This is a genomic window from Sphingomonas sp. R-74633, from assembly GCF_013416555.1.
GTDB lineage: Bacteria > Pseudomonadota > Alphaproteobacteria > Sphingomonadales > Sphingomonadaceae > Sphingomonas.
Window position 1 is genome coordinate 220,606 of the sequence record NZ_JACCFG010000002.1, and the last position, 18,538, is coordinate 239,143.

The window sequence follows — 18,538 nt, forward strand, 5'->3', positions numbered from 1 at the left end:
TCGCAGGAACTTAACGGGAACAAAAGCCCCGAGCATCAGCTCGCGGGCTTGGTCGCCGCCTGCGCCGCCTGCACCTTGTCCTGGTTCGACTGCATCAGCTTGTAGGCATGCTCATACCAGTCGGTGCCCGGATAGTTGGCGCCGAGCACCGCCGTCGCCTTCTGCGCTTCCTCGGGCATGCCGAGCGCGAGATAGGCTTCGGTCAGGCGCATCAGCGCTTCGGGCGTGTGCGTGGTCATCTGATACTGATCGACCACGGTGCGGAAGCGCAACGTCGCCGAGAGCCACTGGCCGCGCGTCTCGTAGAAGCGCCCGATCTCCATTTCCTTGCCGGCGAGGTGATCGCGGACAAGGTCCATCTTCAGGCGGGCATCGGCGGCGTATTTGGTGTTCGGATAGCGGCGGGTGAGCTCGCCCAGCGAATCGAGTGCCTGCTGGGTGATCTTCTGGTCGCGCTGCACGTCGCTGATCTGCTCGTAATAGCACAGGCTGATCAGGTAATAGGCATAGGGCGCGTCGCGGTTGCCCGGGTGGACCGCCAGGAAGCGCTGCGCCGACGAGATGGATTCGGTGTAGTCGCGGTTCAGATAATAGCTGAACGCGCCCATCAGCTGCGCGCGGCGCGCCCAGACCGAATAGGGATGCTGGCGCTCGACTTCGTCGAACAGCGCGGCGGCCAGCTTATACTGGTGCGCATCGAGCTTCTGCTTTGCGGTGGAATAGAGCGTGCCGACGTCGCGCGCGACATAGGGCAGGTCCTTGTTGCCGCTCTTCTTGGCGCAACCGGCCATCGAAAGTGCCAGAACCGGGAGAAGGGCGAGCGCCAGGGCGCGGGTCGTGGGAGTACGCATGGATGGGGGTCTTAGACCGGTCCCGTGGCTTCAAACAATCCTTTTCGCGGCCTCTTTGTGTCAGAGCCGCACCGGCCCGCTCCCCCACCCGGCCACCCACAGAGTATCGTGCCGTTGGGTGGCCGGGTGGGGGAGCGGGCCGGTGCCGCCAAACAATGTTACGGCGGGAGCCGAGACAGGTTCCGCGCGTTGCGCTAGCGAACCATTCTCTGGGAGGGAATTGACCCGTGACCGCTACCCTGCTTGCCACCCACCGCGTCGAGAAGCCCTGGGGCCGACATCACCTCTGGCCGGGCTTCTCCGACCCCGCGAAGGATGGCGATCCGGTCGGCGAAATCTGGTTCCAGACGCCGGGCAATTCGACCCCCGATCTGCTGATCAAATATCTCTTCACCAGCGAGAAGCTGTCGGTCCAGGTCCATCCGAACGACGAGCAGGCGCATGCTGCCGGGCTGCCGCGCGGCAAGGACGAGTGCTGGGTGATCCTCGCCGCCGAACCCGATTCGACGATCGCGCTGGGCACGAAGCAGCCCGTCGACCGCGAGACGCTGCGCGCCGCCGCGCTCGACGGCTCGATCGAGGAGTTGCTCGACTGGAAGCCGGTAAAGGCCGGCGACTTCTTCTATTCGGGCTCGGGCACGATCCACGCGATCGGTGCCGGCATCACCCTAGTCGAGGTCCAGCAGAACAGCGAGACCACCTATCGCCTCTATGATTATGGCCGCCCGCGCGAGCTTCATCTCGATGCGGGCGTCGCGGTCGCGGAGCCGGTGCCCTACACGCCCAACCCGATGCCCGGCCCCGTCGCCGACGACCGGGTGATCCTGGTCGAAGGGCCCAAATTCGTGCTCGAGCGCTGGGAAGGCGGCCGCCGCCAAGTCAGCCTGCCTGACGGTGTGACGGGCTGGCTGATTCCGCTGCGCGGCGAAGGCGTGGTCGATGGCGTGGCGTTCCAGGCTGGCGAATGCCTGACGCTCGAGGGCCATGCCGATCTCCACGCCGAAGCCGGCAGCGACCTGCTCTTCGCTTATCCGGGCACGACCCGGATCTGACGCATGGCCTTGATATGAACGGGAGGTAGTTTCCCGTTCACGCAACCCGTCCCGCTCCGGCACGTTCAAAGGGCGGGGAATGACAAAAACGGAGAGAATCCATGCGTATCCTTTTCGCAGCCGCAATTGCCGCTGCCGCCATCGCGACGCCTGCCGCCGCGCAGGGCCATAACGAACGTGCTGCCCGTCAGGATTGCCGCCACGACCTGCGCAATTCGGACAGCCGTGGCGAATATCGCCGCGAGGCCCGCGATTGCCGCAACGACATCGCCAGTGCCCAGCGCCAGGATCGTCGCGAGTGGCAGCGCGATTATCGCCGCTATCGCAACTACGACTATAACCGCCTGCCGCCGGGCGAGCGCTACTACAACCCGGCCGATTATTACCGCGACGGCCGCTATTATCGCGAAACCCGCCTGACGCGGAACGACCGCGTCTATCGCGGTAACGACGGCCGCTATTATTGCCGCCGTTCGGACGGCACGACCGGCCTGATCATCGGCGGCGTCGCCGGCGGCCTGTTCGGCAACGCGCTCTCGAACGGTCGCAACGCCACCATCGGCACGCTGCTCGGCGCGGCTGCAGGTGCGGCGATCGGTTCGTCGGTTGACCGCGGGAACGTGCGCTGCCGCTAACGGCTAGTGCCAGAGCTTGCCACGCAGGCAGAGAGGGGTCCGGTGGAAACGCCGGGCCCTTTTTCTATCGGCTCAGGTGAGAGGCCTCAGATCAGGCCCCAGGTGAGGAACAGGCGCGCGCCGCTGACCAGGCAGACCAGCAGGTTGAGATTGCGCCCCGAATTGCTGCTGGACAGCGCGCCGACTGCGGCGCCGATGATCGCGATCGGCAGCGCGATCCAGTTGATCAGGGGCAGCAGCGGGATCGGCAGGACGCCGATCAGCGCGAGCAGCAATGCGATGATGCCGATGAGGATCGAGAGCAGGTTCAACATGGTTAAACCATAGCCGATCCCAAGTGTGTTAGCAATATACTACAGTTACGCCGCGAGCGGGATCAGCACTTCGGTGCGCCGCAGCGGCGCGGGGGTGAAGGGCGAATTGTAAAAGGCATGCTCGACGGGCCCCGCGGGGCTGAGGCCGTTCGCGCCAATCCAGGCGCGCAGCTCCGCCTCATGCGCGTCGAGCGCGCCTTCGCTGTCCTGTCCGGCAAAGCGCAGTGCCGCGATCCGCCGCGCGGGCAGTGTGCGCAGCCGCACGCCGTCCTCGGTCTCGCCCGGCGCCTCGATCGCCGCATCGGCGGGGAGCAGGAAGCGGGTGCGCCAGCCGCGCCCGTCCTCGTCGCCGTCGGCGAACACCGGCACCGGCAAGCGCTTTCCCCCGCGCCCGCGCCCGAACACATAGTCGGCGAGCCGGGTGAAGCCGACCGAGAGCGCCGCCTGGCGCAGCCCCGGCACCACGACTTCGGCGACTCGCAGCCCCGGATAATCGCGCACGCTGAACGCGCCGTCGCGCGTCACGGTGCTGAACGCGGCTTCGTCATCGGGCTTGGAAAGCAGGATATATCCGACAGTTGCAGCAACAGCGGCGGCCACGCCGGCGCCGATCATCCTCGCGTTGATCTGCATGCATACCCCTTTGGTCGTTCGGCCAAATACGCACACGATCCGTCCGGGGTTCCGCTTATGGTTAACAAAACTGTCATCGAAAATCCAGCGTGCCCAAGCCTTCCTTAACCCTCCCGCGGCATAAGAATGCGCTCAAAGGAGCGTAAAATGGCCCGTAGCCACGGTTATCTGCTGATGCTTGCCCTGCCCCTGGCGCTTGCCGGGTGCGGCAGCCGTGGCAGCCTGGGCGACACTTCGGACACGGAGAGCGGCAACGCCGCCGATCCGGCGCTGGCCAGCGCGCTCCAGGACCAGATCATGGTCGATCCCCAGCTTGGCCGCCAGGCGAATGGCGACGCGGTGCGCCCGCCGGGCCAGCCCTATTCGGGCGGCGTGCCGAATGACAATGTCGCGGCGAACGGCGGCAAGATCGACAATGGCCAGCTTCTGAAGACCCCGGCCCCGACCCAGGCGACCAAGGAGTGCACCCAGTGCGCCGCGGCGCGCGAGTCGGTCACGCTCGGCGGCCTCGCCGCGCGCCAGAAGGACGGCAAGACCAACCAGTGCGCCTCCTCGCTGCAATATGCCGCGGGCTGGGCGCAGCGCCTGCCGCGCGACCTGCCGCTCTATCCGCAGGCGCGGGTGAGCGAGGCCGCGGGCAGCACCGCCGGCCAGTGCCAGCTGCGCGTAGTCAGCTTCTCCTCGCCCCAGCCGATGCAGGTGATGCTCGACTGGTATTACACCAGGGCGATCCGCGGCGGCTATTCGAGCGAGCACCAGATCGACGGCCAGGAGCACATCCTTGGCGGCACCCGCGACAAGGATGGCGGCGCGTACGTGCTGTTCCTGACCAACCGGCCCGACGGCGGGACGGACATCGACATGGTCGCCAATAACGGGATCTGATCCGGGCGCGGAACCAGCCTGGGTTTCCCTCTCCGCCATTCCGCGCTAACGGCTGCGGATGCCAGCCCTATTCCTCGTCATGCTCGGCGGTGCCCTCGGCGCCGCGGCGCGCTTCCTGACAGGCAAGCTCACGCTCGTCTGGTTCGGGCCGGACTACCCCTGGGGTACGCTCGCGGTGAACCTGATCGGCGGCTTCCTGATGGGGCTGCTCGCCGGGACGCTCGCGCGGCTCGGCCAGGGCGGCGAGCAGTGGCGCCTGCTTCTCGGCGTCGGCGTGCTCGGCGGCTTCACCACCTTTTCGGCCTTCACCCTCGACCTGATGAACATGGTCGAGCGCGGCGACTGGGGCATGGGCCTTGCCTATGTCCTCGCCTCGGTGCTCGGCTCGGCGCTCGCGCTGTTCGCGGGCCTCAGCATTACAAGGGTCATCGCATGACCGACGCAGTCCGCCAGTTCACCGTGAAGCCCGATGACGACGGCATCCGCCTCGATCGCTGGTTCAAGCGGCATTTGCCCGACACGAGCTTCAACCTGGTCTCGCGCTGGGCGCGCACCGGCCAGCTGCGCGTCGACGGCGCGCGCGCCAAGCCGGGCGACCATGTGACCGAAGGCCAGGTCATCCGCGTGCCCCCGGCCGAGGCGCCTACGCCCGACAAGCCCGGTCGGCCCAAGCGCGTCCGCGTCGTCAACCTGAGCGAGGAGCAGATCGAGTTCGCCCGCGCGATGGTGATTCACCAGGACGACGCCGCCTTCGTGCTCAACAAGCCGCCAGGCCTCGCCACGCAGGGCGGCACCAAGACCAATGAGCATGTCGACGAGCTACTCGACGCGCTCCAGTACGACATGGAGACCCGCCCCAAGCTGGTCCACCGGCTCGACAAGGACACGTCGGGCGCGCTGCTCGTCGCCCGTACCGCCCGCGCGGCGGCGGCCTTCTCGAAGAGCTTCTCCAGCCGCACCGCCCGGAAAGTCTATTGGGCGCTGGTCGTCGGCGTGCCGAGCATCCAGGACGGCATGATCGAGCTGCCGATCGGCAAGCAGCCGGGCACCGGCGGCGAGAAGATGCAGGTCGACGAGAAGGAAGGCCAGGCCGCCCGCACGCGCTACCGCGTGATCGGCCGCGCCGGCAACCGCGCCGCCTGGGTCGAACTCCAACCCTTTACCGGGCGCACCCACCAGCTGCGCGTCCACATGGCTGCAATCGGCTTCCCGATCGTCGGCGACGGCAAGTACGGCGGACCTGAGGCGTTCCTGACCGGCGGCATCAGCCGGAAGATGCACCTCCACGCCCGCCGCCTCCGCGTCGATCATCCCGATGGCGAGCGGATCGACGTGCGCGCCGCGCTGCCGCACCATTTCGCCGAATCGCTGCACACGCTCGGCTTCGAGGAAGCGGAAGGCGACGCGCTCGTCCTCGACGACGGTCCGCCGCCGATGACCAAGGAGCAGCTCAAGGCCAATGCCCGCGCCCACGCCAAGTCGGTGCGCAAGGAGCGCCGCGGTGAGCGTCGCGGCCGCGGCGAAGGCCCGGTCGGCGACAAGCCGGCGCCCCGCAGCGGCGGCAAGCCCAGCACCCGCAAGCCGCCCGCGCCTGCAAAGCCCGGTGCCAAGCCCGGCGCGCGCAAGCCCGGCGGCGCAGGGCCGAGGCCCGGTGGCGCCGCAGGCCCCAAGCCCGGCCCGCGCAGTGGTCCGCGCACCGGCAGCAGCCCCGGCACCCGGCCCAGCCCGCGCAGCGGCGGCCCCAAGCCGGGCGGCAGCCGGAGCCGCTGATGCACCCGCATCCGGCCTTCCGCTGGGAAGACCGCCCGGCAATTCGCGAACTTGTCCGCGACATCGGCTTCGGCGCGCTGTTTGCGGCGACGCCCGACGGCCCGCGCGTCGCGCATGTGCCGGTGGTGTGGCTCGATGACGAGACGCTCGGCTTCCACCTGGCGCGCGGCAACGGGCTCGTCCGCCACCTCGACGGCGCCACCGGCCTGTTCAACCTCCAGGGACCCGACGCCTATATCAGCCCCGACTGGTACGGCATCGGCCCCGATCAGGTGCCGACCTGGAACTATGTCGCCGTCGAACTCGAAGGCCGCGTCACCCGCACCGACGACGACGGCCTGGTCGCGATCCTCGATGCCATCAGCAACGAGCAGGAGCGCCGCCTAGCCCCCAAGCCCGAATGGACGCGCGGCAAGATGGACCCGGCGCTCTTCTCGAAGATGACCAGCGCGATCATCGGCTACCGGCTGGAGGTCCAGGCCTGGCGCGGCACGCTCAAGCTCGGCCAGAACAAGCCCGACGCCGCCCGCCTAGCCGCCGCCGACGCGCTCGAAGCGCAGGGCCGCCGCGCCGTCGCCGCGCTGATGCGGAGCGCAAAATGACCAACCGCCTCGCCGTGTTCGACTGCGACGGCACGCTCGTCGATTCGCAGGCCAATATCTGCCGCGCGATGGAAGCGACCTTCGAGGCGCACCGGCTTCCCCCGCCCGACCGCGCTGCGATTCGCGGCATCGTCGGGCTCAGTCTCGCCCCCGCCATCGCGCGGCTGCTGCCCGAAGCGGACGACGGCCTGCACCTCGCCATGGCCGAGGAATATAAGCGCGCCTTCCACGCGATGCGCGCCAGTGCCGCGCTCGATCCCGAGCCGCTCTATGACGGCATCATCGAGACTATCGACGCGCTTGATGCCGCCGGCTGGCTGCTCGGCGTCGCCACCGGCAAGTCCGATCGTGGGCTGAAGCTGATCCTCGAGCATCACGGCCTGCAGGACCGCTTCGTCACGCTGCAGACCGCCGATCGCCACCCCTCCAAGCCGCATCCGGCGATGCTCGAGCTTGCCATCGCTGAGGCCGGCGCGACCCCAGAGACCACGGCGATGATTGGCGACACCAGCTATGACATGGCAATGGCGCGTGCCGCTGGCGCGCACGCCGTTGGTGTGCTATGGGGATACCACACGTCCGGGGAGTTGCTCGGCGCCGGCGCGCAGGTGATCGCCGACCACGCCAGCCAGCTTCCCGCGCATCTGGAGAGGCTATGACAGACGCCGAACGCCTGGCGATGAAGCGCTATTATGTGATCGTCGGAGTCAACATTATCGGCACCGCGGGTGCCGTGCTCGGCCTGCTGATCGCCGGCCGCGCGCACGAATATCAGATGACGCTGTTCGGCGGGACGATCATCATGTCCTCGCTCTACATCATGGCGGTGGTGCCCCGGAGCCTGGCCCGCCGCTGGAAGACCCCCGTCGAGGCACCGCCCGAGGCATGAAGCGTTTCTGGAAGGACGTCAGCGTCGAGAACGGCCAGGTGGCGCTCGACGGCAAGCCGGTGCGCACCCCCGGCCGCGCGCCGCTCGCGCTGCCCACCCCCGCGCTCGCCGAGGCGGTGGCCGACGAATGGCGCACTGTCGGCGAGACGATCGATCCGCGCGCGATGCCGCTCACCGGGCTCGCCAATGCCGCGATCGACCGGATCGCGCCCGACCCTGCCCCCTTCGCCGCCGGCCTCGCCGCCTATGGCGAGAGTGACCTCCTCTATTACCGCGCCGAGGATCCCGAGCCGCTGGTCGCGCGGCAAGCGGCGAGCTGGGACCCGCTGCTCGACTGGGCGCGCAGCCGCTACGACGTGCATTTCGAGACAACCTCGGGCGTGATGCACAAGGCCCAGCCCGAGGCGACCGTCACGCGGCTCGCCGAGGCAGTCGGCGCGCTCGACGGCTTTCGCCTCGCCGGCCTCTCCCCGCTGGTCACGGTCAGCGGCTCGCTGGTCGGCGCGCTGGCATTGCTCGAGGGTGCCGTGGATGCCGAGACGCTGTGGCAGGCCGCGCTGATCGACGAGCTATGGCAGGCCGAGCAATGGGGCGAGGACGTGCTCGCCGTCCAGGCCCGCGACGCCCACCGCGCAGACTTCGACGCCGGCGCGCGCTTCCTGTCGCTGCTGGGCTAGTCCAACCGCCCCTACCCGTCTCCCCGGCCTTGTGCCGGGGTCCACCGGGAGGCGAGTCATGGACAAGCGGCTCTGAGCACAACACGAGAGGCTTAGTGGTCCCCGGCACAAGGCCGGGGTGACGAAGAGGGGCCTTTCTTCCCCCGCCTCAAAGCTCCCGGAAACACCCCAGGATCAGCCGCTTCGGATCGAAGGGAATCTCCCCCTCGAAATCGAGACTGCCGTCCGAATGCATCCGCTCCTCGGCGGCATCGAGCGTCGCCTTGTCGGGCCAGACCTGCCAGGAGATGACGATCTTCTCCCCCGGCTTCGCCGCCACCGCCTTGCGGAAATCGGTGACCGAGCCATCGGGCACGAAATCCTCCCAGGCCTCGGTGATCTCCAGGCAGCCATTGGCCTTGAAGATCACCGCGCCCCGCTCGGCCCAGCGCCGATAAAGGTCTTCCTTGTCCGCCGGCACCGGGATCACCAGCGCGCAGATATACATCAGCCGCCCGCCACTATTACCGCCGGCCGCGGCAGCGCCCAGGCAAGCACCGCACCCGCAGCGATCCAGCTCAGCGCGTCGCTGATCCAGAGATAGAGGAAATAGCCGAGCGGTGCGTGGTTGAAGATCGGCTGGCCGAGATCCGAATAGGCAGTGACCGCGACTGCGACGACCGCCACCAGCTTTAGCCGGGTCCGGAAATCAAAGCCCGCCGCCACACGCATCAGCGCAAGCCCGGCGATCAGCACGCACAGGATCGCCAGCACCAGCCCGCCGATCAGCGAGGCGCTGTCGGGCATCGCGAAGCCATTGGTGTTGAACAGCACCATCGCCGTCGGCCCCTGCCCGTAAAGCTGGGTACCCTGCGGCGTGCCCGGCCACGGAATCGGATAGGCACCGCTGCCGAGCGGCCCCAGATGCTGGGCCAGCGTGGCCTGCACTGCGGCGGTCGTCGCTGCGTCGGTCTTGGAAAGTGCGAGCAGGCTGAGGGGTGTCCCCCAGAAGATGAAGCCCACCAGCCACATGGCGAGCCCACCGAGCGCGCCGCCTAGGAACAACCTTGCCATGAGAACCTCCCCCTGTTGGGAGGTTACTTCATCAACCCGCGGATGAATCCGATCAAGCCCGTCTGGCGCGAGCGCTTGAGCCGCTCGGCGTTCAGGATCGTGTGGACCGAGCGATAGCATTGGTCGACATCGTCGTTGACCAGCACATAGTCATAGCCGTCCCAGTGGCTGACTTCAGCGGCGGCGCGCGCCATGCGGGCGTCGATCACTTCGATCGAGTCGGTCGCGCGGTTGACCAGCCGCTGGCGCAGCTCGACGAACGACGGCGGCAGGATGAACACGCGGACCACGTCGCCGCCGGCGAGCTGGAACAGCTGCTGGGCGCCCTGCCAGTCGATGTCGAACAGCACGTCGCGGCCCGAATCGAGGATCTCCTCAACCGTGGTGCGCAGCGTGCCGTAGCGATGGTTGAACACGTGCGCCCATTCCAGGAATTCGTGATTGTTCGCGATCTCGCGGAAGCGCTCGAGGTCGACGAAATTATAGTCGACACCGTCCACTTCGCCCGGGCGCATCGGCCGGGTGGTGTAGGAGACGGACATCTGGAGATGGTCGTCGGCGGCAAGCAGCTTGCGGGCGATCGTGGACTTGCCGGCACCCGAGGGCGAAGACAGCACGAACAGCACGCCTCTGCGCTTGAATCCGTGCGGGTCGGTCTCGGTACTATGAGGCATGGGTGCCTTTGGCGTGGGAGTCGGCTCCGCGTCAAGCCGTGGTGTGCGTCCTATTGGCGGACGTACCGTACCTTGCGCCTGGGAAAGATCAGCCGCCAGACGAAGCGCAGCACCAGGAAAAGCGCCGCCAGCACCCAGCCGATCGTTCCCATTCGCGTCAGCAGCCGCTCGACGCCGAGACCGATCAGCGCACCTTTCACGCCGCCCTTGCCGTCGGTGCGGTCGATCCGGTTGCCGATAAAGGCGCCGAGCAGCTTGCCGAACATCAGACTTCCTGACGGCTTCGGACGAAGTGGTGATACGCATAGGCCGCGCCGCCGACGACCAGCGCCGCAGGCACGATCTTCTTCGCTGCCTTCCAGCTCAGCACCCCGGCGAGCGCGCCAAGCGTGCCGCCCTCACCGTCCCGGCGATCGATGCGGTTGCCGATCCAGCCTGCGATTGCGTCCCCGATCATGGTTGCTCCTGCGTAAGTGGTTACGGGGAGCAAGCGATTGAAACGGCTTCAAGTTCCCCTCCCTGCAAGGGAGGGGCTAGGGGTGGGTGGCGTGCTCGCGAGACGGAAAGGCCTGGCAATACGGCATCCGTATCGCCAGGCCTCTACCCACCCCTCGATCCCCTCCCTTCCAGGGAGGGGAAGCAGAATTACCGCCCGATCATCGTCTCGGGACGCACATACTGGTCGAACGTCGCCTCATCAACGAGGCCCAGCGCCAGCCCGCTCTCCTTGAGCGTCAGGCCCTTCTCATGCGCGTTCTTGGCGATCTTGGCGGAATTGTCGTAGCCGATCGCCGGCGCCAGCGCCGTCACCAGCATCAGCGAGCGGTCGACCAGCGCCTTGATCTGTGCCTCGTTCGCCTCGATCCCGTCGACGCAGCGCTCGGCGAAGCTGGTCATGCCGGTGGAGAGCAAAGCGATCGAGCGCAGCACGTTCGCGCCGATCAGCGGCATGAACACGTTGAGCTCGAAATGGCCCTGCATGCCGCCGACGGTGACTGCCTGGTTGTTGCCGATCACCTGCGCCGCGACCATCGTCAGCGATTCGCACTGGGTCGGGTTGACCTTGCCCGGCATGATCGAACTGCCCGGCTCGTTCGCCGGCAGCGACAGCTCGCCGAGACCCGAGCGCGGGCCCGAGCCGAGGAAGCGGATGTCGTTGGCGATCTTGTTGAGCGCTACCGCCAGCGTGTTGAGCGCGCCCGAGAAGAAGACCAGCCCGTCCTTGGCCGCCAGCTGCTCGAACTTGTTCGGCGCCGGCTCGAACTGGGTGCCGGCGATGTCGGTGATCGCCGCCGACATGTCCTCGGCCCAGCCCTCGGGCGCGTTGAGCCCGGTGCCGACCGCGGTGCCGCCGATAGCGAGCTTGCGCAGATTGCCGTTGAGCGAACCCTCGATCCGCGCCTTGCAGCTGATCAGCTGGGCGGCATAGCCGGAGAATTCCTGGCCGAGCGTGAGCGGCGTCGCGTCCTGGGTGTGGGTGCGGCCGATCTTGATGATGTGATCCCAGGCCTCGGCCTTGGTGGTCAGCGAGGCGGTCAGCTGGTCGAGCGCGGGGATGAGCTTGTCGCGCGTCGCCAGGACGGCGGCAACGTGCAGCGCGGTCGGGAAGCTGTCGTTCGACGACTGGCTCATGTTGACATGATCATTGGGGTGCACCGGCGACTTGCCGCCCTTGGTGCCGGCGAGCACGAAATTGGCGCGGCCCGCGATCACTTCGTTGACGTTCATGTTGGTCTGCGTGCCCGAACCGGTCTGCCAGATCACCAGCGGGAACTGGTCGTCCAGGTCGCCCGCAACGATTTCCTGCGCGGCCGACTCGATCGCGTCGGCGATCTTGGCGTCCATGCCGTGCTTGCGGTTCACTCGCGCCGCGGCCTGCTTCACGATCGCCTGGGCGTGGACGATGCCGAGCGGCATCCGCTCCATCTCGCCGAACGGGAAATTCTCGATCGAACGCTGGGTCTGCGCGCCCCAATAGGCGTCGGCGGGAACTTCGATCGCGCCGATCGAATCGGTTTCGGTACGGGTGGTCACGCTGGCTTTTCCTTCATTCCGCTGGCGGAGTCGGGCGGGCTCTACCCCCTTGGCGGCGGCGATTCCAGCATCGCGCTTATGCGATTGGACAAACACGGAATTTGCGCGTCGTTAACCAGCGCTGTGCTCTTACAGGGCCAGAACCATGATGCACGCCGCTGCCCCTCTGCTTTCTGCCCGCGGAATGAAAGAACGCCCGCCGCGCAAGAACCTGCTGCTCGCCGCCTCGATCGAGGCGGAGGGGCTGAAGGTGCAGGTGCGCATCCGCAACCTCTCCGAAAACGGCGCGATGCTCGACGGCTCGGCGCTGCCCCGCCCGGGCACGACCATGACGCTGCGCCGCACCGAGATCGAGGTCGGCGCCCGCGTCGTCTGGCAATCCGAGGGGCGCTGCGGTGTCGCCTTCGATGCCAGCGCGATCACGGTCGAGGAATGGGTCTCGGGCAAGCGCTCGGCGAACTTCAACGGGTTCAGCGGCCAGGCGCGCGTCGATGCGATCCAGGAAGCCGTGCGCAGCGGCGCGGTCTTCGCGCCCGAACCGCCCGCCCCGAGCGCCGCCCCCGACCTCGCCAATCTCGGCACGCGGCTTGTCGAAGAAATCCATCACGTCCGCGCGCTGCTCGATTCGCTGGGCGAACGGCTGATCGATGATCCGCATGTGATCACCGAGCATATGGCCTCGCTGCAGAATCTCGACCGCGCCAGCCAGATCCTCGATCATCTCGGCACGATCCTCGGCGCCGACGACCCCGCCGCCGCGGCCGACGCCGTGGCGATGCAGGACCTGCGCGCGCGCCTGATGCGCTGACGCTCCGGCGTTATTTCTTCCGCTTGAAATCCACCGAGACGACGTTCGAGCCGTCCTCGACCGGCTTGGTCGCCGGGCCGTCATTCTCCGCTTCCTCGTGCTGCGGCTCGACATCGTCGCCGCCATCGGCCGCCTGGAAGCGCAGCTCGAAGTTTACCGCCGGATCGTGGAAGCCCGTGATCGCCGAGAAGGGGATGAACAGCATCGCCGGCACCTGGTTAAAGCTCAGGCCGACCGAGAATTTCTCGCCGTCCACCTTCAGGTCCCAGAATCGGTGCTGCATGACGATGGTCATCTCGTCCGGGAAGCGTTCGATCAGCCGCTGCGGGATGTCGACTCCCGGCGCGTGCGTCTTGAAGGTGATGTAGAAATGATGGCCACCGGGCAGATTGCCCGTCTCGGCAACCGAGCCGAGCACGCGGCCGACCACGGCGCGCAGGGCTTCCTGCACGATCTCATCATAGGGAATCAAGCTATCGGGCACGGTGCCAGTCATGCCCCTTGGGTAGCGCATGCACCCGCACGGTCAAGATTGCATGCGCGGCAACCATCGTTATGTGGGGCCCATGCGCACCGCCACCGTGAGCCGCAAGACGAGCGAGACCGCCGTCGATGTCACCGTCAACCTGGACGGCACCGGCGCCTATGCCGTGTCGACAGGCATCGGTTTCTTCGACCATATGCTCGAGCAGCTTAGCCGCCATTCGCTGATCGATCTCGACGTGAAGACGGTGGGCGACCTCCATATCGACCAGCACCACACGGTGGAGGATACCGGCCTGGCGATCGGCGAGGCCATCGCCCAGGCGCTCGGCGACAAGAAGGGCATCCGGCGGTACGCGGATGCCTTGTCGCCGATGGACGAGACGCTGACCCGCGTCGCGATCGACATTTCGGGCCGTCCCTTCCTCGTCTGGAAGACCGAATTCTCGCAAAAGCGCCTCGGCGAGATGGACACCGAGATGTTCGAACACTGGTTCCACAGCTTCGCGCAGACCGCGGGCGTAACGCTCCATGTCGAGACGCTCTACGGCAGCAACAACCACCATATCGCCGAAGCCGCGTTCAAGGGACTGGCCCGCGCGCTGCGTGAAGCGGTCGAGATCGACCCGCGCAAGGCGGACGTGATCCCCTCCACCAAGGGCGTGCTGTGAGCGCGATTGCGCTGATCGACTACGGCGCGGGCAATCTCCACTCGGTCCACAACGCGCTGAAGGCGGCGGGCGCGGCGGACATCGCCGTCACTGCCGATCCCGAGGCGGTGCTGAAGGCGGACCGAATCGTCCTCCCCGGCGTCGGCGCTTTCGGGGCCTGCGCGGCGGGCCTGCGCGTCATCCCCGGCATGGTCGAGGCGCTCAACACCCGCGTCCGCCAGCAGGGCGCGCCGTTCCTCGGCGTCTGTGTCGGCATGCAGCTGATGGCCGATGCCGGCGAGGAGATGGGCACCCATCCCGGCCTCGGCTGGATCCCGGGCACCGTCCGCACGCTCCTGCCCGCCCCCGGCGTGCATGTGCCGCATATGGGCTGGAACGACGTCGTCCCCGCCCAGCCGCACCCGCTGATCGAGCCGGGCGAGGCCTATTTCCTCCACAGCTTCGCCTTTACCGGCGAGCATGTGCTGGCCACCACCGATCATGGCGGCCCGGTCACTGCGGCGATCGGCCGCGACAACATGATCGGCGTCCAGTTCCACCCCGAAAAGAGCCAGCGCTACGGCATCGCGCTGGTCGAAAGGTTCCTCCAGTGGCGTCCGTAGACAATGGCCTGATCATCTTCCCCGCGATCGACCTCAAGGCCGGCCAGGTCGTCCGCCTCGCGGAGGGCGATATGGACCGCGCCACCGTCTATGGCGACAACCCCGCCGCTCAGGCCGAACTCTTCGCCCAGGCCGGCGCAGAATGGCTGCACGTGGTCGACCTAGACGGCGCCTTTGCCGGCGAATCGGTCAATGGCGCCGCAGTGTCCGCGATTCTCGAGAGCGGCTTCGGCGGCCATATCCAGCTCGGCGGCGGCATCCGTAACCGCGAATCGATCGAGCGCTGGCTCGACCTCGGCGTGAAGCGCGTCGTGATCGGCACCGCCGCGCTCGAGAACCCCGACCTCGTCCGCGAAGCCGCGCGCGACAATCCCGGCCGCATCGTCGTCGCCGTCGACGCGCGCGACGGCCTCGTCGCCACTCGCGGCTGGGCGGATGTCTCCGACGTGAGCGTCGTCGATCTCGCCCGCCGCTTCGAGGATGCCGGCGTCGCTGCGCTCCTCTTCACCGATGTCGGCCGCGACGGGCTGCTCAAGGGCTGCAATGTCGAGGCGACCGTCGCGCTCGCCCGCGCCGTCTCGATCCCCGTCATCGCCAGCGGCGGCGTCACCGACATCGCCGACATCCATGCGCTGCGCCCGCACGTCGCCGACGGCGTCGAGGGCGTGATCACCGGCCGCGCGCTCTATGACGGCCGGCTCGACCTCAAATGGGCGATCGAGGTCGGCAAGGCATGACCGTCCGCGCCCGCGTCATCCCCTGCCTCGACGTCGCCAATGGCCGCGTCGTCAAGGGCGTCAACTTCGTCGACCTGATCGACGCCGGCGACCCCGTCGAACAGGCCCGCGCCTATGACGCCGCCGGCGCCGACGAGCTCTGCTTCCTCGACATCACCGCCAGCCACGAGGCGCGCGGCACGATCCTCGACGTCGTCCGCCGCACCGCCGAAGTGTGCTTCATGCCCCTCACCGTCGGCGGCGGCGTGCGCAGCGTCGAAGATGCGCGCGCACTCCTGCTCGCCGGCGCGGACAAGGTCGCGGTCAACTCCGCCGCCGTCTCGCGCCCCGAAGTCGTGGCGGAAATCGCCGAGAAGATGGGCAGCCAGTGCGTCGTCGCCTCGGTCGATGCCCGCCGTACCGCCGAGGGCCGCTGGGAGGTCTTCACCCATGGCGGCCGCAAGCCGACCGGTATCGACGCAGTCACCCACGCACTCGCCCTCGCCCATCTCGGCGCCGGCGAACTGCTGATCACGTCGATGGACCGCGACGGCACCCGCGACGGCTATGACCTCGAGCTGATCCGCACGATCGCCGACCAGGTCACCGTGCCCGTGGTCGCAAGCGGCGGTGTAGGCAATCTCCAGCATCTGGTCGACGGCGTCACCAAGGGCCATGCCAGCGCCGTCCTCGCCGCCTCGATCTTCCATTTCGGCGAGGCCAGCATCGCCGACGCACATGCGGCGTTGGCGGCCGCGGGGATTCCGGTGCGCAGCTAATCGTCATCCCGGCGAAAGCCGGGATCTCAGGCGAAGGCGCGGGACAAGAGCCGCATGAGACCCCGGCTTTCGCCGGGGTGACGATTCCGGCTTAACCCTTCCCCAACCCGCACGCGCTAAACCCGCCAAATGCTCCGCATCGCCCTCCCGCTGCTCCTTCTCGCCGCGCCGGCCCTCGCCGCCGATGAGCCGCCGCATACCGGCCGCGCCGGCAGCCGCTCGATGCCCGAGCTGTCGGACCTCGCGCTGGCGGCCTGCGCCGCCGGCGGCATCTGGTTCGTCCGCCGCCAGTTGCGCGCGCGCTTCCGCAAGGCAGCACCCAAGGATTGACACCAGCCCCCGGCTCCTACAGCCGGGGAAGATGGCCGATACGCTCGACACCCTCGAACAGACCATCCGCGCCCGCCGCACCGCGAGCCCGGACAGCTCCTATGTCGCGAAGCTCACCGCCCGCGGCCGCGCCAAGATCGCGCAGAAGCTCGGCGAGGAAGCCACCGAGACGGTGATCGCCGCGATCCAGGACGATCGCGAGGAGCTGACCAAGGAAGCAGCCGACCTGATCTTCCACCTGATCGTCCTGCTCGCCGATGCCGGCCTCAGCCTGGACGACGTCCGCGCCGAACTCGCCCGCCGCGAGGGCGTGTCGGGCATCGAGGAAAAGGCCTCGCGCCCGGCATGAGCCGGCAGCACGCGAGTCCTGTTCTACTCGCGCCGGGCAAACCCGCACGTGCGCTGCGACCACTCCCGCTCGGCGCTGGTCGAGATCAAATCAGTGAAGCCGATCTGCAGATTCTAATCCACGAACATCCTGCTTGCTTGCCGATCGCCGAGATCGATTCGTTGTTTGCAGCGCCGATTCCGATCTGCATGGAACTAAACACCCCTGCCGGCCCGATCGACAATTTCATGGTGACAGCGTCCGGCCTGCCCGTCCTTGTCGAGTGCAAGCTGTGGCGTAATCCGGAAGGCCGCCGCGAGGTCGTCGGACAGATACTCGACTATGCCAAGGAGTTAAGCCGTTGGTCGGCGTCGGACCTGCAACGTGAAGTTTCTCGCCGCGTCGAGCGCGAGGGAAATCCGATCCTCGCTCTGCTGCGCGAGGCCGACTACGACGTGGACGAGATCACCTTCAACGATGCGCTGACCCACAATCTGCGCCGGGGCCGCTTCCTGCTCCTGATCGTGGGCGACGGCATCCGCGAAGGTGTCGAAGCGATCGCAGAATATCTCCAGGCCCATGCCGGCCTCCACTTCTCGTTCGGCCTGATCGAGATGCCGATCTATCTGACGGAGGATGGTGCCCGGCTCGTGCTGCCGCGCGTGCTGGCCCGCACCCAATTGATAACGCGTACCGTAGTGGCGACACCGGACGGTCAGGCGGTACTCGACGATGAAACCGTGGTGGAGGCAGCGCATGAGGAGAATGATCCGCTCAGCCGGATCAATTTCTGGAACGAGTTTGTCGCGACCCTCGAATTGAATGACCCGGAACAGCGCAAGCCGCGCGCCGGCAGGCAGGGTTATGTCTCCCTGTCGCTTCCTGTGCCCGGAGGCAGCACCTGGCTGACGGTCTATCGCAGCGAGGCGCGATGGGAGGTTGGCGTCTATCTCTCCTATACCCGCGACAGCATTGGCGAGCGGATATGCCAGCGCCTCGTGGGAGATTGGCCGACGATCCATCCGGAACTCGGCGGCACCGCCTCGGTATCCCTAGACAAGCTCGGACGCTCACTCATCGAGGATCATCTGCAAACGGGCCCATGGACCAAGCCCGCTGAGAAGGAAGCCGCGCTTAGCTGGCTTCGGGCACGAACCAACGACTTCGTAAATGTGCTTCGCCCCCGCATCAGGGCAGCGCTGGCCGATCTGCAAGGAGAATCCTGATGCCCATCGACGCCACCCAGCCCTATGACGACCAGAACATCTTCGCGAAGATCCTGCGCGGCGAGATCCCGTCGAAGAAGGTGTTCGAGGATACGCACGCGCTCGCCTTTCACGACATCAACCCGCAGGCGCCGCACCACATCCTGGTGATCCCCAGGGGCGCCTATGTGTCGTGGGACGATTTCTCGGCGCGCGGCAGCGAGGCGGAGATCGCCGGCTTCGTCCGTGCCGTCGGCCAGGTGGCGCGCGAGGCGGGGTTCGTCGAGCCCGGCTACCGGCTGCTCGCCAACACCGGCATGGATGCGCACCAGGAAGTGCCGCATCTCCACGTCCATATCTTCGCCGGCAAGCCGCTCGGCCCGATGCTGACGCGCTGATTTTCTTCGCCGGGAGCGCAATTTCCCGCAAGCCCATCCACACGACTCACCGCTTTCGGCCGCCTAAAGCCACGCTTGGGGACACTAAAGCATTGCCTCCCCCGGTTTTGCGGCTAGGCTCCGCCCTTTCATTCTCACGGGGGCGGCGG

At 67.4% G+C, this 18,538-nt stretch carries 28 protein-coding genes; 18 read left to right on the forward strand and 10 right to left on the reverse strand.

Annotation, left to right across the window (positions count from 1 at the left end; all coding sequences use genetic code 11):
- Positions 1 to 35 precede the first annotated feature (35 nt).
- Entirely contained in the window at positions 36 to 851 is an 816-nt protein-coding gene (locus HZY97_RS07270; RefSeq protein WP_180142108.1) for an outer membrane protein assembly factor BamD, read from the reverse strand.
- Between the two features lie 227 nt (positions 852 to 1,078).
- Between HZY97_RS07270 and HZY97_RS07275 the strand changes: the two genes are divergently transcribed.
- Both HZY97_RS07275 and HZY97_RS07280 read left to right on the forward strand, forming a co-directional pair.
- Positions 1,079 to 1,903 (forward strand): class I mannose-6-phosphate isomerase, encoded by an 825-nt coding sequence (locus HZY97_RS07275; RefSeq protein ID WP_180142110.1) that lies wholly within the window; start codon positions 1,079 to 1,081, stop codon positions 1,901 to 1,903.
- Positions 1,904 to 2,004: 101 nt separating this feature from the next.
- Positions 2,005 to 2,538, forward strand: a complete 534-nt coding sequence (locus HZY97_RS07280; protein WP_180142112.1) for a glycine zipper 2TM domain-containing protein — start codon at positions 2,005 to 2,007, stop codon at positions 2,536 to 2,538.
- A gap of 86 nt (positions 2,539 to 2,624) precedes the next feature.
- On the opposite strand, the gene HZY97_RS07285 is transcribed toward HZY97_RS07280, so the two are convergent.
- Positions 2,625 to 2,852 (reverse strand): hypothetical protein, encoded by a 228-nt coding sequence (locus tag HZY97_RS07285; RefSeq protein WP_180142114.1) that lies wholly within the window; start codon positions 2,850 to 2,852, stop codon positions 2,625 to 2,627.
- Between the two features lie 45 nt (positions 2,853 to 2,897).
- The gene (locus tag HZY97_RS07290) at positions 2,898 to 3,485 is read right to left on the reverse strand and encodes a heme-binding protein (RefSeq protein WP_180142116.1); all 588 of its coding nucleotides are present in this window, start codon (positions 3,483 to 3,485) and stop codon (positions 2,898 to 2,900) included.
- A gap of 147 nt (positions 3,486 to 3,632) precedes the next feature.
- On the opposite strand from HZY97_RS07290, the gene HZY97_RS07295 reads away from it, so the two are divergent.
- From HZY97_RS07295 to HZY97_RS07325, 7 genes are read left to right on the forward strand one after another with little or no spacing between them, the layout of a single operon-like run.
- The gene (locus HZY97_RS07295) at positions 3,633 to 4,370 is read left to right on the forward strand and encodes a hypothetical protein (protein WP_180142119.1); all 738 of its coding nucleotides are present in this window, start codon (positions 3,633 to 3,635) and stop codon (positions 4,368 to 4,370) included.
- Positions 4,371 to 4,428: 58 nt separating this feature from the next.
- On the forward strand, positions 4,429 to 4,806 hold the full coding sequence (gene crcB / locus HZY97_RS07300) for a fluoride efflux transporter CrcB (protein WP_180142121.1): 378 nt from the start codon (positions 4,429 to 4,431) through the stop codon (positions 4,804 to 4,806).
- On the forward strand, positions 4,803 to 6,140 hold the full coding sequence (locus HZY97_RS07305; RefSeq protein ID WP_180142124.1) for an RluA family pseudouridine synthase: 1,338 nt from the start codon (positions 4,803 to 4,805) through the stop codon (positions 6,138 to 6,140). Before crcB ends, HZY97_RS07305 begins: the two co-directional genes overlap by 4 nt.
- Positions 6,140 to 6,742 (forward strand): FMN-binding negative transcriptional regulator, encoded by a 603-nt coding sequence (locus tag HZY97_RS07310; RefSeq protein WP_180142126.1) that lies wholly within the window; start codon positions 6,140 to 6,142, stop codon positions 6,740 to 6,742. Before HZY97_RS07305 ends, HZY97_RS07310 begins: the two co-directional genes overlap by 1 nt.
- Positions 6,739 to 7,401 carry an HAD-IA family hydrolase gene (locus tag HZY97_RS07315; protein ID WP_180142128.1) on the forward strand — a complete coding sequence of 221 codons (663 nt, stop codon included), beginning with the start codon at positions 6,739 to 6,741 and terminating at the stop codon, positions 7,399 to 7,401. The genes HZY97_RS07310 and HZY97_RS07315 overlap by 4 nt, the downstream gene beginning before the upstream one ends.
- A complete protein-coding gene (locus HZY97_RS07320) occupies positions 7,398 to 7,631 on the forward strand; it encodes a hypothetical protein (protein ID WP_180142130.1) in 234 nt (77 codons plus the stop codon). The genes HZY97_RS07315 and HZY97_RS07320 overlap by 4 nt, the downstream gene beginning before the upstream one ends.
- Positions 7,628 to 8,308 (forward strand): ATP12 family chaperone protein, encoded by a 681-nt coding sequence (locus HZY97_RS07325; RefSeq protein WP_180142132.1) that lies wholly within the window; start codon positions 7,628 to 7,630, stop codon positions 8,306 to 8,308. Before HZY97_RS07320 ends, HZY97_RS07325 begins: the two co-directional genes overlap by 4 nt.
- Before the next feature lie 148 nt (positions 8,309 to 8,456).
- On the opposite strand, the gene HZY97_RS07330 is transcribed toward HZY97_RS07325, so the two are convergent.
- From HZY97_RS07330 to fumC, 6 genes are all read right to left on the reverse strand, one after another.
- Entirely contained in the window at positions 8,457 to 8,795 is a 339-nt protein-coding gene (locus HZY97_RS07330) for a DUF1428 domain-containing protein (protein ID WP_180142134.1), read from the reverse strand.
- On the reverse strand, positions 8,795 to 9,361 hold the full coding sequence (locus HZY97_RS07335) for a hypothetical protein (protein ID WP_180142136.1): 567 nt from the start codon (positions 9,359 to 9,361) through the stop codon (positions 8,795 to 8,797). Before HZY97_RS07335 ends, HZY97_RS07330 begins: the two co-directional genes overlap by 1 nt.
- A 23-nt stretch (positions 9,362 to 9,384) precedes the next feature.
- Positions 9,385 to 10,035 carry a guanylate kinase gene (gmk, locus tag HZY97_RS07340; protein WP_180142137.1) on the reverse strand — a complete coding sequence of 217 codons (651 nt, stop codon included), beginning with the start codon at positions 10,033 to 10,035 and terminating at the stop codon, positions 9,385 to 9,387.
- Between the two features lie 50 nt (positions 10,036 to 10,085).
- Positions 10,086 to 10,301: a hypothetical protein gene (locus HZY97_RS07345; RefSeq protein ID WP_180142139.1), complete on the reverse strand. Its 216-nt coding sequence runs from the start codon at positions 10,299 to 10,301 to the stop codon at positions 10,086 to 10,088.
- Positions 10,301 to 10,492 carry a hypothetical protein gene (locus HZY97_RS07350; RefSeq protein WP_180142142.1) on the reverse strand — a complete coding sequence of 64 codons (192 nt, stop codon included), beginning with the start codon at positions 10,490 to 10,492 and terminating at the stop codon, positions 10,301 to 10,303. The genes HZY97_RS07345 and HZY97_RS07350 overlap by 1 nt, the downstream gene beginning before the upstream one ends.
- A 188-nt stretch (positions 10,493 to 10,680) precedes the next feature.
- Positions 10,681 to 12,069, reverse strand: a complete 1,389-nt coding sequence (fumC, locus tag HZY97_RS07355) for a class II fumarate hydratase (protein WP_180142143.1) — start codon at positions 12,067 to 12,069, stop codon at positions 10,681 to 10,683.
- A gap of 184 nt (positions 12,070 to 12,253) precedes the next feature.
- Between fumC and HZY97_RS07360 the strand changes: the two genes are divergently transcribed.
- A complete protein-coding gene (locus tag HZY97_RS07360) occupies positions 12,254 to 12,877 on the forward strand; it encodes a PilZ domain-containing protein (RefSeq protein ID WP_180142144.1) in 624 nt (207 codons plus the stop codon).
- 10 nt (positions 12,878 to 12,887) lie between these two features.
- Here HZY97_RS07360 and HZY97_RS07365 read toward each other — a convergent pair whose 3' ends face one another.
- Positions 12,888 to 13,373: an SspB family protein gene (locus HZY97_RS07365; RefSeq protein WP_180142145.1), complete on the reverse strand. Its 486-nt coding sequence runs from the start codon at positions 13,371 to 13,373 to the stop codon at positions 12,888 to 12,890.
- A gap of 70 nt (positions 13,374 to 13,443) precedes the next feature.
- On the opposite strand from HZY97_RS07365, the gene hisB reads away from it, so the two are divergent.
- The 8 genes from hisB to HZY97_RS07405 all read left to right on the forward strand — a co-directional run bounded on the left by hisB (position 13,444) and on the right by HZY97_RS07405 (position 18,389).
- On the forward strand, positions 13,444 to 14,031 hold the full coding sequence (hisB, locus tag HZY97_RS07370) for an imidazoleglycerol-phosphate dehydratase HisB (protein WP_180142146.1): 588 nt from the start codon (positions 13,444 to 13,446) through the stop codon (positions 14,029 to 14,031).
- On the forward strand, positions 14,028 to 14,633 hold the full coding sequence (hisH, locus tag HZY97_RS07375) for an imidazole glycerol phosphate synthase subunit HisH (protein ID WP_180142147.1): 606 nt from the start codon (positions 14,028 to 14,030) through the stop codon (positions 14,631 to 14,633). The genes hisB and hisH overlap by 4 nt, the downstream gene beginning before the upstream one ends.
- A gap of 8 nt (positions 14,634 to 14,641) precedes the next feature.
- The gene (gene hisA / locus HZY97_RS07380; RefSeq protein ID WP_180143134.1) at positions 14,642 to 15,370 is read left to right on the forward strand and encodes a 1-(5-phosphoribosyl)-5-[(5-phosphoribosylamino)methylideneamino]imidazole-4-carboxamide isomerase; all 729 of its coding nucleotides are present in this window, start codon (positions 14,642 to 14,644) and stop codon (positions 15,368 to 15,370) included.
- Positions 15,367 to 16,128, forward strand: coding sequence for an imidazole glycerol phosphate synthase subunit HisF (gene hisF / locus HZY97_RS07385; RefSeq protein WP_180142148.1), 762 nt, complete (start codon positions 15,367 to 15,369; stop codon positions 16,126 to 16,128). Before hisA ends, hisF begins: the two co-directional genes overlap by 4 nt.
- 129 nt (positions 16,129 to 16,257) lie before the next feature.
- On the forward strand, positions 16,258 to 16,458 hold the full coding sequence (locus HZY97_RS07390; protein ID WP_180142149.1) for a hypothetical protein: 201 nt from the start codon (positions 16,258 to 16,260) through the stop codon (positions 16,456 to 16,458).
- Positions 16,459 to 16,489: 31 nt separating this feature from the next.
- Positions 16,490 to 16,807: a phosphoribosyl-ATP diphosphatase gene (locus HZY97_RS07395; protein ID WP_180142150.1), complete on the forward strand. Its 318-nt coding sequence runs from the start codon at positions 16,490 to 16,492 to the stop codon at positions 16,805 to 16,807.
- Complete coding sequence (locus HZY97_RS07400; RefSeq protein ID WP_180142151.1) at positions 16,804 to 18,012, forward strand: hypothetical protein; 1,209 nt, start codon at positions 16,804 to 16,806, stop codon at positions 18,010 to 18,012. Before HZY97_RS07395 ends, HZY97_RS07400 begins: the two co-directional genes overlap by 4 nt.
- Positions 18,012 to 18,389, forward strand: a complete 378-nt coding sequence (locus HZY97_RS07405; protein WP_180142152.1) for a histidine triad nucleotide-binding protein — start codon at positions 18,012 to 18,014, stop codon at positions 18,387 to 18,389. Before HZY97_RS07400 ends, HZY97_RS07405 begins: the two co-directional genes overlap by 1 nt.
- Positions 18,390 to 18,538: the final 149 nt, after the last annotated feature.